Annotated in this window: 17 protein-coding genes; 5 read left to right on the top strand and 12 right to left on the bottom strand. The window is 64.7% G+C overall.

Translation table 11 applies throughout. The annotated features are described in order from the left end of the window. Window positions 1-28 precede the first annotated feature (28 nt). From ML401_RS07315 to ML401_RS07335, 5 genes are all read right to left on the bottom strand, one after another. Window positions 29-1,525: a sugar ABC transporter ATP-binding protein gene (locus ML401_RS07315; protein ID WP_285811066.1), complete on the bottom strand. Its 1,497-nt coding sequence runs from the start codon at window positions 1,523-1,525 to the stop codon at window positions 29-31. Beyond that, window positions 1,522-2,616: a hypothetical protein gene (locus ML401_RS07320; protein WP_285811069.1), complete on the bottom strand. Its 1,095-nt coding sequence runs from the start codon at window positions 2,614-2,616 to the stop codon at window positions 1,522-1,524. The genes ML401_RS07315 and ML401_RS07320 overlap by 4 nt, the downstream gene beginning before the upstream one ends. Next, on the bottom strand, window positions 2,613-4,730 hold the full coding sequence (locus tag ML401_RS07325; protein ID WP_285811071.1) for an SMP-30/gluconolactonase/LRE family protein: 2,118 nt from the start codon (window positions 4,728-4,730) through the stop codon (window positions 2,613-2,615). Before ML401_RS07325 ends, ML401_RS07320 begins: the two co-directional genes overlap by 4 nt. Window positions 4,731-4,806: 76 nt before the next feature. Then, window positions 4,807-5,823: a sugar ABC transporter substrate-binding protein gene (locus ML401_RS07330; RefSeq protein WP_194406355.1), complete on the bottom strand. Its 1,017-nt coding sequence runs from the start codon at window positions 5,821-5,823 to the stop codon at window positions 4,807-4,809. A gap of 24 nt (window positions 5,824-5,847) precedes the next feature. Continuing rightward, complete coding sequence (locus ML401_RS07335; RefSeq protein WP_194406356.1) at window positions 5,848-6,819, bottom strand: ABC transporter permease; 972 nt, start codon at window positions 6,817-6,819, stop codon at window positions 5,848-5,850. 246 nt (window positions 6,820-7,065) lie between these two features. Here ML401_RS07335 and ML401_RS07340 point away from each other — a divergent pair, with 246 nt between their 5' ends. Continuing rightward, window positions 7,066-8,028, top strand: a complete 963-nt coding sequence (locus ML401_RS07340) for a helix-turn-helix domain-containing protein (RefSeq protein WP_211419656.1) — start codon at window positions 7,066-7,068, stop codon at window positions 8,026-8,028. 261 nt (window positions 8,029-8,289) lie between these two features. On the opposite strand, the gene ML401_RS07345 is transcribed toward ML401_RS07340, so the two are convergent. The 3 genes from ML401_RS07345 to ML401_RS07355 all read right to left on the bottom strand — a co-directional run bounded on the left by ML401_RS07345 (window position 8,290) and on the right by ML401_RS07355 (window position 10,213). Further along, complete coding sequence (locus ML401_RS07345) at window positions 8,290-8,496, bottom strand: hypothetical protein (protein WP_285811075.1); 207 nt, start codon at window positions 8,494-8,496, stop codon at window positions 8,290-8,292. A gap of 85 nt (window positions 8,497-8,581) precedes the next feature. Continuing rightward, entirely contained in the window at window positions 8,582-8,950 is a 369-nt protein-coding gene (locus ML401_RS07350) for a rhodanese-like domain-containing protein (RefSeq protein WP_194406358.1), read from the bottom strand. A 144-nt stretch (window positions 8,951-9,094) separates the two neighbouring features. Then, complete coding sequence (locus tag ML401_RS07355; RefSeq protein ID WP_285811077.1) at window positions 9,095-10,213, bottom strand: hypothetical protein; 1,119 nt, start codon at window positions 10,211-10,213, stop codon at window positions 9,095-9,097. A gap of 285 nt (window positions 10,214-10,498) precedes the next feature. Between ML401_RS07355 and ML401_RS07360 the strand changes: the two genes are divergently transcribed. Then, complete coding sequence (locus ML401_RS07360) at window positions 10,499-10,861, top strand: hypothetical protein (protein ID WP_285811079.1); 363 nt, start codon at window positions 10,499-10,501, stop codon at window positions 10,859-10,861. A 34-nt stretch (window positions 10,862-10,895) separates the two neighbouring features. Here ML401_RS07360 and ML401_RS07365 read toward each other — a convergent pair whose 3' ends face one another. Further along, window positions 10,896-11,369, bottom strand: a complete 474-nt coding sequence (locus ML401_RS07365; protein WP_285811081.1) for an isoprenylcysteine carboxylmethyltransferase family protein — start codon at window positions 11,367-11,369, stop codon at window positions 10,896-10,898. Window positions 11,370-11,391: 22 nt separating this feature from the next. Next, window positions 11,392-12,285: an NAD(P)/FAD-dependent oxidoreductase gene (locus tag ML401_RS07370; RefSeq protein WP_285811082.1), complete on the bottom strand. Its 894-nt coding sequence runs from the start codon at window positions 12,283-12,285 to the stop codon at window positions 11,392-11,394. Window positions 12,286-12,390: 105 nt separating this feature from the next. Between ML401_RS07370 and ML401_RS07375 the strand changes: the two genes are divergently transcribed. Then, entirely contained in the window at window positions 12,391-13,059 is a 669-nt protein-coding gene (locus tag ML401_RS07375; protein ID WP_285811083.1) for a TetR/AcrR family transcriptional regulator, read from the top strand. A 20-nt stretch (window positions 13,060-13,079) separates the two neighbouring features. Here ML401_RS07375 and ML401_RS07380 read toward each other — a convergent pair whose 3' ends face one another. After that, window positions 13,080-13,208, bottom strand: coding sequence for a hypothetical protein (locus ML401_RS07380; RefSeq protein ID WP_285811085.1), 129 nt, complete (start codon window positions 13,206-13,208; stop codon window positions 13,080-13,082). A gap of 170 nt (window positions 13,209-13,378) precedes the next feature. Here ML401_RS07380 and ML401_RS07385 point away from each other — a divergent pair, with 170 nt between their 5' ends. Then, window positions 13,379-14,317 (top strand): Ku protein, encoded by a 939-nt coding sequence (locus ML401_RS07385; RefSeq protein WP_212068834.1) that lies wholly within the window; start codon window positions 13,379-13,381, stop codon window positions 14,315-14,317. Window positions 14,318-14,319: 2 nt separating this feature from the next. Beyond that, on the top strand, window positions 14,320-14,658 hold the full coding sequence (locus ML401_RS07390) for a hypothetical protein (protein ID WP_212068909.1): 339 nt from the start codon (window positions 14,320-14,322) through the stop codon (window positions 14,656-14,658). On the opposite strand, the gene ML401_RS07395 is transcribed toward ML401_RS07390, so the two are convergent. Next, window positions 14,655-15,149, bottom strand: a complete 495-nt coding sequence (locus ML401_RS07395; RefSeq protein WP_212068835.1) for a 2'-5' RNA ligase family protein — start codon at window positions 15,147-15,149, stop codon at window positions 14,655-14,657. The genes ML401_RS07390 and ML401_RS07395 overlap by 4 nt on opposite strands. Window positions 15,150-15,165 lie beyond the last annotated feature (16 nt).

Below are 15,165 nucleotides of genomic sequence, written 5' to 3' on the forward strand. Positions count from 1 at the left end.
GTCGCGTCGCGACGCCCGCGGGAAATCGTCAATGGATCGCCGCGTACATGATGGCTTCCTCCGTCGCCTCCAGCGCGGAGAACTCCTCGACGACCTTGCCTTGCCTGCACACCAGGATGCGGTCCGACAGCGCCATGATCTCCGGCAGGTAGGAGGAAATCACGACCACCGCCTTGCCCTTGTCGGCCAGTGAGTTGATCAGTTCGTGAATCTCGACGATGGCCCCGACATCGACGCCCCGCGTCGGCTCGTCGAATATAATCAGCTCCGGATCCTGGATCAGCGATTTGGCGATCACGACCTTCTGCTGGTTGCCGCCGGACAACTCGACGACCTTGGCTTCGTCGCCGATAGCGCGAACCTTGAGGCGCTCGATCCACGACTTTCCGGTCGCCGTGCTTTCGCGTCGCGACAGCCAGGCGCGTCCCCTGGGAAACTTGGCGAGCAGGCCGAGATAGATGTTGCGCGCAATCGATGCGGTCTCGAAGAACCCTTCGACCTTGCGGTCCTCGGTCACGTAGGCAATGCCCGCCTGCACCGCCGGGGCGGGAACGCGGTAGCGCACCGGCTTGTCTCCGAGGATCACCTCGCCGCCATGGAAGAAGTCTCGCTTCATGACGCCTGCGACGATCTTGAAGGTCTCGGTGCGCCCGGCGCCGACGAGGCCGAACACGCCGGTGATCTGGCCCGCGAACACCGACAGCGAATTGTTCTTCACCATCGGCGCCATCTTCAGGTTCTGCACCGTCAGCACCCGCTTGCCCGAAGGGCGGATTTGCGTCTTGCGCGCGCCGTAGAGCGTGTTGGAGAGATCCCGCCCCACCATCGCCTGGACGATGCGCGCCCGGTCGAAGCGGAAGGCATCGTCGGTCACCACATGCTTGCCGTCGCGCAACACCGTGATGCGGTCGGCAAGCAACAGCGCCTCTTCGAGCGCATGCGAGATGAAGATGATGGAGACCCCGCGCCGCTTCAGGTCCTTGACCAGGTCGAAGAAGTATTTCTTCTCCTCCGGCGTCAGCGTCGCCGTCGGCTCGTCGAAGATGATCACCTTGGCCTTGTGCAGGACGGCGCGCGCGATCTCGACCATCTGCTTCTTGGCCGCCCCCAGGCCGCCGACCGTCGCCGTCGGCGTCACGTCGAAGTTGAGCGATTGCAGGAATTGCTGGGCCGCGATGTAGATGCCGCGCAGGCGGTTGTAGAATTTCTCCTGGCCGAGGAACAGGTTCTGCGCCACCGTCATCGTCGGCACCAGGCTGTTCTCCTGGAACACCATGGCGATGCCGAGATTGCGCGCCTCCAGCGGAGTCCTCGGGGTGACCTCGACGCCGTCGACGCTCATGCCGCCGGATGTCAGCGTCACGACGCCGGCCATGACTTTCGTCAGCGTCGACTTGCCCGCACCGTTCTCGCCGACCAGCGCATGGATCTCGCCGCGCCGCAGGTCGAAATCGACGCCGTCGATGGCGGGCACGCCGGCGTAAAGCTTGGTCGCCTTCGACAGCGACAGGACCAGGTCGTTCATGCGCGGGCCTCCTCGCCGAGCGAGGCCAGCGGCAGCCTGATGACGCGCCCGGGTCCCTTTGCAATCATCACGAGATCGCTGCCGCATTCGACGGCGGCGACGATGCCGTGGTTGACGCCGTCGGCGCGGCTATGCAGCGAGGTGCGCGGCGAGCCGTCGGCTGCAAGGCGGATGACGAGACCGTATGACCGCGGCGGCGCCCAGGGCTTCATCACGCCCATGGTCTTGATGTGCGCGCCCTGCAGCGGCTCCTTGAAGGAATGGCCGGACCGCAGGCGCGGCGCCACCCAGAACTCTGGGTCGATCTCCGCGATCATGCGGCGGCGATAGGCGGGCTCGCGCAGCACGAACTCGACGAGCTGGGTGCGTGCGGTGAAGGCGGTGAGCCAGAAACCGCCGCCGCGCGCCGGCGAAAGCCGGGACGGATAGACGGGCAGGTGCCGCAGGAGATCTTCGCGGGTTCCGTCCGGCGCGATCGAGACCAGGCGATGCCGCCAGCTTTCACTGACGAGGACGCTGCCGTCGCTCGCCGCCGCGCCGAAAGCGTAGCCCAATCCGCCGGCAAGCTGCGTGATCGCGCCCGACTTCGGATCGAGCCGCAGCACGCGGCCCGTCTTGCCGAGCTCCATCAGGTCGCGCGCCCAGTCGCCGACACCGCGCAACGACGATCCGTCCGTTGCGATCAACGTCCCGTCGGCCGCGGGCGCAAGCGCGTTGACGGCGTGCAGCCCTTGCGAGAATGTGGCCGTGGGCGTCTCCGCCGCGACATTGTCGTAGAGCCGGACCTCGGTGCCGCCGAGCGCGACGGCGAGGCGTCCCCCGGGCAAGGACGCCAGCGCGGAGATCGGCCGCTCAAAGGTCCGAACCGTCGTTGCCGCGTTGCCGGACAGGCGTGTCAGCCGCACGCCATCGGCAAGCAGCACCGAGGTGCCGTCGGTGGCGAGATCCTCCGGCGCTTCGCATTCGAGCAGGGTCTCCGCCTGCTCGAGCGCCTGGTTGGGTTTCAACGCCCCGTCGAACGACGGGACGGTGATGGCCGCCTCGCCGCGGCCGAGGAATCGGTTGGCGAATTCGCTGAGTGCGGCGATCATGACGACGTCCCCCAGCGCTTGTCATATTGCACGAAGTTCGGATCGGCATTGTCGAGCTTGAAGCGGCCGATGCGGTTGTTGGCGATGCCGCCGAGATAGAGATAGCCGCGATGCTCGCGCATCGAGGTGATCATGGGATGGTTGAGACCCCTAAGGTCCCAGAACGATTCCAGGATCTTGCCCTGCTCGTTGAACTTGACGACGCAGCCGGTGTTGATGTTCGGGAATAGCCATTCGTCGACGGGCACCCGCTTGGCCATGCGCCGGCGGAAGCCCGGCATCTTCCAGGCAAGGTCGAGCGACGGGCTGCGCATGCCGACCAGCGCCAGCCAGTAATTGCCGTCCGAGGCAAGGTTGATGTTGTCGGGATAGCCGGGCAGGTTGTCCATGACGATTTCGACGTCGTCCTTCTTCGGGCCTGCAAACCAGTAGCGCTTGATCGAGCAGCCGAACGTCTCCGCGAACAGGATGGATTGCCCGTCGCTCGCGACCGCGACGCCGTTCGGGAATTTGAGGCCGCGCAGCGCGGTATGGGTCGTGCCGGTCTTGGTGTCGTAGCAGATGATGCGGCCGTTGCCGCGCGCTTCCAGCCCGTCGACCGGCCACTCGTCCATCTCGTAGCGAACGGTGGCCTCTGAGAAGAAGATCAGCCCGTCGTCGGTGATGTCCAGATCGTCGGCGAGCCGCAGCCGGCTGTCGTCGTTCACGGAGTAGAGGCTGCGGTTGGTCTCGTCGGTGGCCTTCTCCACGGTGCCGTCGGGCTTGATGCGGTAGAGGCCCATGCCGCCGATGCAGACATAGAGATTGTCGTGCTTGTCGAAGGCCATGCCGAGCGGCTGGCCGCCGATATGCGCGAACACCTCCATCCGCTCGTAGTCCGGCGGAAAGAAACGGATGATGTCGCCGTGCCGCGATCCGGCGTAGAGCACGTCGTTGCGATCGAGGATGACGTCCTCGGGCGCCTCGATCCGGCCGAGCCCGATCAGCGAGACGTCGCGCAGCCTGTCGTTCTGCTCGAACGGTCCGCCCTTGCCGATCTCGGTCGGCGGCGGTGGCGGCAGCGCATGGTAGGTCGGGGCGACATAGACCTTGCTGATGATGCGGGTTCGGTTCTTCTGCCAGCGGATGTCGACCATCGCGGCCGCCAGCAGGATCGTCGCGAGCGCCATGCGGTTGACGCCGCCGCGCGCGTTCATGGCGGTCAGGCCGTTGGTGACGAGGAGGACGACGAGCACGCCGGCCATCGACTTGACCACCGACCCCTTGCCGCCGCCGAGCGTGATCCCGCCGAGCACCGTTGCGGTCAGCACGATCACCTCGAGGCCGACGCCGATGTCGCCGCCGACGGTGCCGAGCCGGGCGGCGAAGAACAGCGCGCCGATGCTGGTCAGCACGCCGCTCGCGACATAGCAGAGCGTGATGGTGCGGCGGACGGGGATTCCGGAATTATAGGCCGAACGCCGCGAGCCGCCGATCGCGGTGATGTGCCAGCCGGGTCGCAACCGCGTCAGGAAGACGTGGCCGAAGATCGCGATCACGATGTAGACCAGCGCGACGCTGGGGATGCCGAGCACGGTTCCGCCGCCGATGAAATCCCATGACGGAATGTCGGGGAAGGCGGAGGCGATGGCGTTGGAATAGCGCTGGATCAGCAGATCGTAGGCCGAGCGGTAGATGATCAGCGTGATCAGCGTGGTGATGAAGGCGCGCAGCCTGAGATAACCGATCAGCACGCCGTTGACGGCGCCGAGCAGCCCGCCGACGATCATGGTGACGACCACCACGGCGGGGACCGGCCAATTGAGCACGTCGAGCAAATACAGCGCGCAAAAATCCGTCAGTGCGAAGATCGATCCGACCGACAGGTCGATGCCGCCGACGATGACGACCAGCGCCATGCCGAGCCCGATGAAGCCGATCTCGCCGGCCTGCCGCGCGGTGTCGGCGAGGCTCGACGGCGACAGGAAGTGCTCGAGCGAACGGCTGAGCGCGAAGCCGACGATCAGCAGCAGGATCACCGGAATGGCGGTTTCGGTCCATCGCTTGGACAGGATCTCGCCAAGGAGATGGTCCGGCCAGTAGCGATATCGGAGCCTCGTCAGTGTCTCGCGCATCTGCCTTCCGCTGATTCCATGAGCAGGGTTGCGCGCTCCGCGCCGGAAGGGGCGGAACGCGCGCCGTCGGTTGCGATCACTTCTTGAGGTCGGAGAGATTCCAGCACGCCGTCTGGGTGTCGGCGTTCTCCTTGGTGATCGGAATCAGCGTGGTGTACTCGGAGCCCTTGACCGAACCCGGCTTGGCGCCCGAGGACAACAGCCACTTGATCGTGCCGGCCATCTGCGCTGCCTGCGTCGGCACGTCGTAGCTCATGTTGAGATCGAACGAGCCGTTCTTCACGAGTTCGCACGCGCCCTTGCGCTCGCCGCCGCCTGAAGTCGCCAGGAACACCTTGCCGGTCAGGCCGGCTTCCTTGATCGCCGCGGCGGTGCCGATGTCCATGCCGTCCCAGAAGCCGACGATGCCGCAGAGATCAGGGTTCTGCTTCAGCACCGTCTGGGTGATCGCCTTGGCTTTCGCGGCATCCCAATCGGCGGCCTGGCTGGAGACGACCTTGATCTCGGGGTGCTTGGCGAGGATGTTCTCGACGCCCTTGAGCGTATAGGCGCTGGCCGCCGCGGAGAGCGCGCCCTGGATGATGGCGATCTTGTTCGACTTGCCCTGGCAGGCCTTCACCACGCCTTCGGTCTGCCGCTCGCCGATCTCGATCCAGTTGGCGCCGACGAAGGCCGAGCTGCGATAGGCCGAGCCCATGTTGATCTGGATGACGTAGATGCCCTCGTTCTCCGCGCGCTGCAGCAGTTTTGCGTAGGTCTGGACGTCGGGATTGTGGATCACCATCACCGCCGGCTTCTCCGAGATCAGCGAGGTGACGGCCTGTGCGCCCGCATTGGTATTCCAGTTGGGATCGCGGATCACGAACTTGACGCCGAACGGCTCGAGCTCCTTCTTGAGCCCCGCGTACCAGCCTTCCGTCAGGTCGAAGTTCATCGCGACGGGAACGTAGGCGACGGTCTTGCCGGCCAGCGCTTCCCGGAAGGTCTTCTGAAACGGCTCGTCGAGGCCCTGTTGGGCGAGGGCCGGGACCGTGCCGGCTGCAAGCGCCAATGCGGCGAGACTTCCAAGCGCGAACTTATTCATGCAGGCCATTGTCTTCCTCCTTGTTGGGGCAGATCAGATGTCGCCCTGTTGGGCCGTTTCTTCGTTGCGTGGGTTGAGGAACGTGTCGGTGATGACAGCGATCAGGAGCACGAGGCCCTTGATGAGGTTCTGGCCGGCATAGGGAATGTTCAGGATCGTCATTCCGTTCAGCATCGTTCCGATGAGCAGCGTGCCGATGATGACATTGACGACGCCGCCGCGTCCGCCCGACAGGCCGATGCCGCCGAGCACGACGACGAGGATGACGTCGTAGATCAGCGTCGAGTTGAAGATGCGTGTCGGCATGGAGTTGACGGACGCCGCCATCACGAGGCCGGCGAAGCAGCCGATCAGCGCCGCAAGGACGTATTGCAGCACGATGATGGGCCGCGTCGGGATGCCGGTGACGCGCGCCGCGAACGGGTTGTCGCCGATCGCGTAGATATACGCGCCCCAGCGCGTCTTGCGCAGCAGGATGAAGACCACCACGCAGGCGATCGCGAACATCACGATCGATGTGGGGATGCCGAGGATGCTGCCCTGGCCGAGCCGCTCGAACCCGGCCATCTGGTCGCTCCATTGCACGACGTCGAGCTGGAAGAGCGCGGCCTGGCCGAGACCCGCGACGAACAGGCCGGTCGCCAGCGTCGCGAACAGAGGCGGCACTTCCGCATAGGCGATCAGCCAGCCGTTGACGAGACCGATCGCGATCGACAGCAGGCCGGCCGACAGCAGCGAGGCCGGCAGCGAATGGCCGTTCTGCACCATCTGCAGAACGAGGCCGCCGGGGACCGCGAGGGCCGCGATCAGCGACAGGTCGATGCCGCGGCCGATCACCACGATCGCCATGGCGAGGCCAAGGATGCCGAGCACTGCCACGTTCTGCAGCAATGTCAGCATGTTGTCGGCGGAGAGAAAGCCGTTGAGGAAGATCGAGAAGCTCAGGAAGAGGACGGCGAAGACCGCAAACACGATCTCCTGCTGGCTGATCCGAACGCGCGTCATCGCTTGCCATCCCCTAGGGATCGGCATCGCGCGTGCGGGATCGCCGTCTTCCCGCGCGCGTGCCTCCCCCCGTCCAAGATTTGTTTTGCGCTTGATAGGCGAGAGGCCTCAGCGCGGCTTGCTTGAACGCGCAAACCTTTTGCGCTGGCGCGCAAACAGTCTTGCGTGAAGCTGACGGGAACCTAAGATCGAGGCCAACAAGCTTTTGTGCGCTGCACAGGTAACCCTCGCTGCGACGGGCCGCCGATGGATCTCGTGTTCACGACCGAGGAGCTGGACCCCGCCAAGCGCTTCGCCGCCTGGCAGGATGCCATCTGCGACCATTACGTTCATGTCGACGTGAACGCGGTGAAGCCGGCCGACTACCAGGGCTTTATCCGCGAGGCGCAATTTGGCCCTGTTACGATGAGCGACGTCTTCCTGTCGGAGCAGCGCATCTCGCGGCGCGAGCGGCACATCGCCAAGCTCGACAAGGATTGTTACTACGTCCAGTTTCTGCAACAGGGCAGCATGGACGTGCTCCAGGCCGGCCAGACCCTCGTGACCAGCCCGGGCATCGGCGCGATCTTTTCGGCGTCCGACGCCTACGATCTCGAATGCTCGAACCAGTTTCGGTCGCTGTACCTGGAAATCCCGCGCAAGGAATTTTCGTCGCGCTTCGCCGAAGGCAAGATGCCGCTCGCGGCGACGATCGCGACGGGGCGGGGCCTGGGGCGGATCGCCGCCGAGTTCTGCGCGCTGCTTGCCGCGGAGGCTTCAAGCCTGGAGGAGGCTGCGCGCGGCCGGCTCGGTCACGAGCTGATGGACGTTCTGGCGCTCGCGCTCGACATGGGCGACAAGGACGAGTTCTCGGAAGATGCGACGGCGCGGAACGCGCGGCTGCGCTCCGTCAAGGCCTGGATCGAGGAGCACCTGACCGAGCCTGACCTGTCGCTGGAGAAGATCGCCAGGGCCAACGGCGTCTCGCTCCGGCATCTGCATTATCTGTTTCGATCGACCGAGATGTCGGTGTCGGAATGGATTTTGAACCGCCGCCTGCAGCGCTGCTACGACGCGCTGATGCGCCCGGAGCTGCGCACGCTGTCGGTGACCGAGATCGCCTATCGCCTGGGCTTCAGCAGCTCGTCGCATTTCAGCACGGTGTTTCGCCGGAAGTTCGGTCACAGCCCATCCGAGCTGCGCCGGCGGCAGACCATGTCGATGGAGTAGGGCGCGGCTGGGCGCAACGCGCAGGCCGGCCGAATCTCCTATTTGCGGTTTGCGCCCGTCGAACCGGAGCCCGGCACGGCCTGTTTGCGCCTTGCGTCTGCCGCTTCGCTCCTGTGCCTGGGATCAGGCGGCCTCGGCGCTGGTCAGGGGGCGGGACTTCGCGCCGAGGCTGCCGTTTACCGGGGTTCCAAAAAGCCCGGCGCGGCTCAATGCCTGGCGCGGCGGCTCTGTTCCTATTCTTGTCCGTTGCCTCGGCGCGCTTTACGCCGACCAGCGGTCCTGCTCTTCCCGGTGCGCGTGCTCGTTGAGCCGTTCGGCGATCTGGTCCGCGATCTCCTCCGACTCGGCCGAGGCGACCGGCTCGCCCTTGTGCGTCCTGAGCTTGTCCTTGTCGGCTTCGATCGGGAAGTCGTCGGGTGTCAGTCCGGTATCCTTGGCGGTAGGGTTGGTCATGGTGGGTTTGGTCATGGCGCGCCTCGCTGCGTCCCTCTCTCGTCCAAGGAACAACACGCCTGAAGGCCAATCGTTGCCACGAACCGCGGCGCGCGATCCGCTATTTCTCGACCGGCCCCGTCCAGTCCTTGAAGCCTCCGAGGTTGTAGACCTTCTCGTAGCCCAGATCCTTCAGCAGCTTGCCGGCCAGCGCAGACCGTCCGCCGGACGCGCAATAGAGAATGACGCTCTTGCTCTTGTCGAACGCCTTGTCATGAGAGGGCAATTCCGGATCCGCGCGAAACTCCAGCATCCCGCGCGAGACGTGCACTGCGCCTTCGATCTTGCCGCTGGCGGCGACCTCCGGCGCGTCGCGAACGTCGACGACGAGCGTGTTGCCGTTCCTGATCATCTCGGCGGCCTGCTCCGACGTGATCTTGGGCACCGCCGCGTTGGCGGCTTCGAGCATTTGCTTGACACTGGTGGGCATGGGGTGTCTCCGGTGAGAGGGGCTGGGCGGACGATAGCACATCGGTCGTGCCGCGCCTCCTCCTGTTGGAGGACCGTCGCGAGCGAAATGATCGACTTCACCCGCTCATCCTCTGTCTGATGATGCCTTATCGTTTGCCCGCTTTCAGGGCTTCAGCCGGGACATGCAGAGCTTCTTGTCCTGCTCCTTGTGCTGGAAGCCGTAGTTGATGCAGGCGCGGTCCTCGGCCGGCGTGTGCTTGGCGATCTTCAGATAGATGCGGGACGGCTTGCCCTCGCCATAATGAAGATCCCCCGACACGGCGACCATTTCGTCGCCGACGAATTGGTGCCGGTAGAACTCGCCGTCCTCCTTGATCGATCCGAAGCAGCCGCGGACGAGATTGAGCAGGCGGTCGGTGCGCTGCTCGAGCTCGCGGCGATTGGTCTTGTCGTATTGCCAATCGCATTCATAGGTCGGAACGATGCGGAGCGTGATGTCCTTTTCGGTGCCGACTTCGATGGCGCATTCCGGCTTGGATGCAAGAAAGTCCTGCGAGACGGTGATCGGGGTGGCGTATTCGTCGATCGCCGCGATGTCGCTGATCTTGACGCCCTTGCTGCCGAGGGTGCCAGGCTCGATGAACCACTTCTCTTTCTTTTCCTTCGTGATGCCGGCGAACAGGTTGGCCGCGTGGCCCGCCACGGCGCGAATCTGTTCGCAGAACGGCGCGCTCTTCTGGCTGGCATCGACGGTCTTGACGGCAGGGGTCGACTTCTCCTCCTTGGCGAGCTTGTCGGCCTGGATCTCCTTGAGCTGCTTTACCATCTGGGCCAGATATTCGAGATCGGCCTTGGCGCAGGCCTTCGCCTTGCGCTCTTCGCCCTCCTTCAGCCAGCCGACATACATCTTGTCGACCGGAGCTTTGCTGCAGCCGGCCTCGATCAGCTTGGTCTGCTCGGTGTAGTAGGACTGCTGGTCCTTCAGGTTGTTGTCGGCGTCGATGCAGCGCAGCGCGTCGTCGCGCTGTTTGGTGATCCGGTTGTACTCGTCGCGATCGATCTCCCGCTTGTCGTACTTCTCCCTGATCGGCGCCATGGTGGCGTATTTAAGGTCCTCGATGGCGGCGCGCTCGCGGGCATTGAGATTGAGGGCCGCCTTCTGCTCGGCGTCCAGGCGGTGCTCCACACTGAAGTCCGGCGGACAGCGCTTGGCGTCGCGGGCGGCGGCCGGGGTGAGGTTGGCGGCGACGGCGAGAAGGAGGCAGGCGGCCCGGATGCGCATGCAATGTCCTTTGTTGAAGCAATGAGTTCAGAATAGCGGGGCGGTTTGGACAGGCAAGACGGGGTGAGGCGCAAACCTCGGAAATCGGGGCGATCAATCTCGTTTCACAGCTGACGTGATGCTTGCGGGGCCTGCGAGGCGACGGGCAATATATCAGGGCGAAGAAAATCGGGAATTGACTGACCCATATGGGTCATGTTGGTCCAGCCGCCGTCAACGAATGATCCGATGCAACCCGCCCGGTAGAGCGCCGACGTCGCCCGCAACCCGCAGCAGGAGATGACGATGACTTGCTCCATATCGACCGGCCGGCCCTGCAAGCACTGTCGTCCGCCCGCAGAGATCGAGCCGCTCGGCTTCCAGGCCGACTTCACCGCGGCCGAGCATGAATTGATCCTGCGCGGCTTCCAGCCAGAGGAGATGGAGCAGAAATGGTCCGTCTGCTGCGACGGCGACTGGGTGTATTTCTGCCGGAGCTGGACCAAGTTCATGATATTTGCGCTTCGCCTGGAGCGAACAGCATCCGGTGCACGCGTTGCCGATTCCCTGGTCAGCAGGGATGCCAAGCAGTATCGCTCGACGGACCTCGAATACGATCGTCGGCTCGTCCGCGAGCTCATCGACGGATGGCTGCTGTGCCCCGATTGATGCCGCGTGCCACCAGCCTGCAGCGGCGCAATAGTCAGAGCCAGCGGCGAACCTCGGCCTTGTAGCGGCGGTAGTCGTCGCCGAACTTCGCTTCGAGATAGCGCTCCTCGCGGGTGATCACCTGCGTCTGGATCGCGATCAGCACCAACGGGAGCAAGGCGAGGGCGATCGGCCCGTCGAAGCCGATCGCAAGGCCGGCATAGATGAGCGCCATGCCGAGATACATGGGGTTGCGGGTCCACCGATAGGGACCAGTCGTTGCGATCAGGGTCGTCGGCTGCGACGGCGGAACGTTGGTGCCCAGCCGCCGGAACAGCCCCGCCGCCGCAAGCATCAGCGCCGCGCCGGCAACGAACAGCAGCGCGCCCGTCGCGACCAGCAACCGCCAGTCGATGCCGAAAGAGCGGAGCGTGACGAACGGCTCCGCCGCCAGCCCCAACAGCAGCGCTCCCAGATAGATGAAGGGCGGAGGAAAGCGCACACCCGCGCTGTCGGGTTCGTCGGCCATGCTCATCCTCCAATCTGCGCTCTCAAGCCAGCATCGACTGCTGGGCGAAGATGCCCGCCATCGCGCCTTGCCATGATGCCGTGGTGACCGAGGGCATGAGGGGGTTGGCGAGGTCGCCGGCGGCGTAGATGCCGGGCATGCTGGTTTCGCGGCGCTCGTCGACCTTGAGGACGATGCCAAGGGGCGTATTGACCGTGGCGAGGCCCAGCGCTTCGTGCAGGCTTGCGGACAGCTTGTTGCGCGGATGCGCGAACAGGATATCGACCGCGACATTGGGGCCGCTTTCGAGATTGACGGTGGCGTTGTGGCCTCCAGGATGGGCGATCTTGGTGATCCGGCCATCGACGACGGGTACGTTGCGGCGAGCCAGATCGGCCCGGATCTCGGGCGGAATGTCGTGACCATCGGCGAAGAGCGTCAAATTGTCGGTCCAATCGCGGAACAGCCTGACCTGATTGTGCGACTGCGGGCCGGACCAGACGAGGCCCCAATGCTGACCGGCGACTTCAAAGCCGTCGCAATAGGGGCAAGGCACGATAGACCCGCCCCAGCCTTCGGCAAAACCCGGAACGTCAGGCATCTGGTCGACGATGCCATAGCTCAGGATCAGGCGGCGCGCCGCAAGGCTTTCGCCATCGCCAGTGAGGACGGAGAATTTGTCGATGGTGCCGGTGATGCTGTCGGCCCGGGCATTGACCAGCCTGACCGTGTGATAACGCGCCAGTTGCTGCCGCGCCTCGGCCAGAATGTCCAGCGGTGGCTTGTGATCGTGGCCGAGCAGACCATGCGAGTGTTCAGCGAAGCGGTTGCGCGGCAGGCCGGTATCGAGAACCGTGACCTTGCGGCGGGCACGGCCGAGCTGCAGGGCTCCGGCGAGACCGGCAAAGCTGCCGCCGATGATGATGACGTCATCCATGGTGATGGACTCCCACGCATTGGCTCGCACATTGGCTTGCACATTTAAGGTACTGCGTGGTATCGTAATGTCAGAATTGGGATACTGTCAAGTACTGGAATTATCGTGACCGAAAACAGCCAGGGCCGGCGCGGCCGGCCCGCCAACGGGGCGCTTGGCCAAACCATCCTCGACGCCGCGCGCGAACTCTTTGTGGAATTGGGTTTCCAGGCGACGACCCTGGACAAGGTCGCCCAGCGGGCGAAGATATCCAAGCTCAGCATCTACAGGCATTTCGAGAACAAGGAGGCGCTGTTCGGCGCGGCCATGGCGGCCGGCTGCCAGCAATTGTTTGCGCCACAGGCCCTTGCTGAAGGCGTCGAGGCTTCGGTCGAAGATCAGCTCACGGCGGTGGGATCATTGCTGCTTCGCACGCTGCTCAGACCGGACGTCCGCGGTGTCGAAGCCATGGTCATGGCCGACAAGACGAGTCAAAACGCGCTGAGCAGGCTCCATTTCGAAGCCGGCCCCGCCCATGTCATCGGCCAAATCGAGGCCCTGTTGCGTCAGTTGCACGCGAAGGGGCTTCTGAACGTGCCCGATCCGCTCCGGTCCGCCCGCTTGTTTGCCGCGCTCTTCAAAGGATCCGATCTCCTGATGATCGCACGCTTCGATCAGGCGAGAGCAGAGGACGACAACGAAATCGAATCCTATTGCCGGTCGGCCGTCGCCATGTTCATCGCCGCGCACGGTGGCAGCGACCGCGCGGGCGGAAATTTGCCTGCCCCGAGGTGACGGCGGTCATCAGCGCGACCTCAGCGCACGCCCGTGCCCTTGCAGCGCTGGCACTTCACCATCTTGTCGCCCTTCTTGACCAAGCCCTTGCCCTCGCAATTCTTGCATTTCTGCTTCTTCTTGATGTTCGGGCCTTTTTCGCTGGTCATGACATTCTCCTGCCGCCGGGCGGCGGCCCCGTGGGGGTGCTCGGCGAAGGGGCGGAGCGATGCGACATCAGTCCTACACTGACGCCGCCTTTTTCTCCACAAGCCATGTCGGAACCCGGGGCCGCCGTCCGTCTTGAATCCGTGCCGCCTCGAACCGGAGTTTTGCGTACATGGCCCCACGCGCCAATTGGAAGGGTTTTCTGAGACTGTCGCTGGTCACCTGTCCCGTGGCGCTCTTTCCGGCCACGTCCGAGAGCGAGAAGATCTCGTTCAACCAGCTCAACAGGCAGACCGGCCACCGCGTCAAATATCTGAAGGTGGACGCCGAGACCGGCGACGAGGTGCCGAACGAGGACATCGTCAAGGGCTATGAGCTGGAGAAGGGGCAGTACATCGAGGTCTCCAGGGAGGAGCTCGAGGAGATCGCGCTCGAATCCACGCGCACCATCGAGATCGACGAATTCGTCGCCAAATCGGACATCGACCCGCGCTACCTGATCCGCCCCTACTACATCCGCCCGGACGGCAAGGTCGGCCACGACGCTTTCGCGGTGATCCGCGAGACCATCCGCGAGATGGACAAGGTCGCGATCGGGCGCGTGGTGCTGACCAACCGCGAGCACATCATCGCGCTGGAGCCGATGGACAAGGGCCTCGTCGGCACGCTTCTGCGCTACCCCTACGAGGTGCGCAGCGAGCAGGACTATTTCGACGAGATCCAGGACGTGAAGGTCACCAAGGACATGCTCGATCTCGCCAGGCACATCGTCAACCAGAAGGCCGGACGCTTCGAACCCGAGAAGTTCGAGGACCATTACGAGACCGCGCTGATCGAGCTGATCAACGAAAAGCGCGCCGGCAAGGTGATCCAGCCGAAGGAGCGGCCGAAGGGCGAGAACGTCGTCGACCTCATGGAGGCGCTGCGCCGCAGTGTTGGCAAGGAGGCCAGGAAGGAGGCCGCGCCTGCGAAGGCCGGCAAGCCCGCCAGGAAACCGAAGAAGGCGGCGGCCGGACAGAAGGAGATGCTGATGCCGATCGCGGGCAAGAAGCAACCGAAGGAAGCGGCGGCGAAGAAGCCGGCCACGGGGGCGCGACGGAAGTCGGCTTGAGCGTGAAACATCCGGTGACGCCGGACGGCCGATATTTCGTCGTCCGCGGACGGCTGTGGCGAATGGCGAATCCGCATTTGGGCGAGCAGGAAAAGTCGGAGCTGGTCAGGCGCCTGATGACGGCGCGGCGCGCCGTCCGCGATGCCAAGTCGTCGGCCGATTCCGAGGCGGAAGCGGCGGCCCATCGCGCGGTCGACCACGCGAAGCGCGCCCTCGGCGAGCGCGGCCCGGTGTGGTGGCGAGACGGCGCTCCCGACCTCAACCGGCACATGGCGAAGAACACGCCATACGCCGCATGGTATGCCGAGGTGCAGCGGCGGAGAGGCTCTTCCAAGGATTAGCCAGCGAATGGAAGTCGGCGCTCCAGCCGCCACGGACCATTCAGATACTCCCAGACCAGCAGCCCGCAAACCGTGCCGGCGCGCGGCGCGAACCCGGCTTGAAGCGCACCGCAAAGGCTCCGCGCCGCGGTGGCTGTCACTTTGTTCTGGATGGTGACATGCGGCCGCCAGCCCTGGCTGTCCTGCCGGGACAGTTCGTCGCCGATGGCGGTGCGCAGCGCCGTCCGCAATCGCGCGAGCTCGGGGCAGGTGACCTCGATGGCGACGCCGGAGCCGAGCAGGCGAACGCCATCGCACAGCATGGGGATCGGCGCAGCCGGCAGGGCGGCATCGCAGAGCCGGCCCGACTGCGCCGGCGAGAGGCGGTGAAACAGCGTGAGATGCGCCGGCAGCAAATTGCGCTCCGGCGGGAAATGCGCGCGGCGCAGCTCGTCCAGCCAGTCAAAGCTGGCGCCGTCCAATTCGGCTGTCAGGATGAACGTCCGATCCATGCCGAACGGATATCGC

Origin of the sequence: Bradyrhizobium sp. 62B (assembly GCF_030272265.2) — a bacterium.
GTDB lineage: Bacteria > Pseudomonadota > Alphaproteobacteria > Rhizobiales > Xanthobacteraceae > Bradyrhizobium.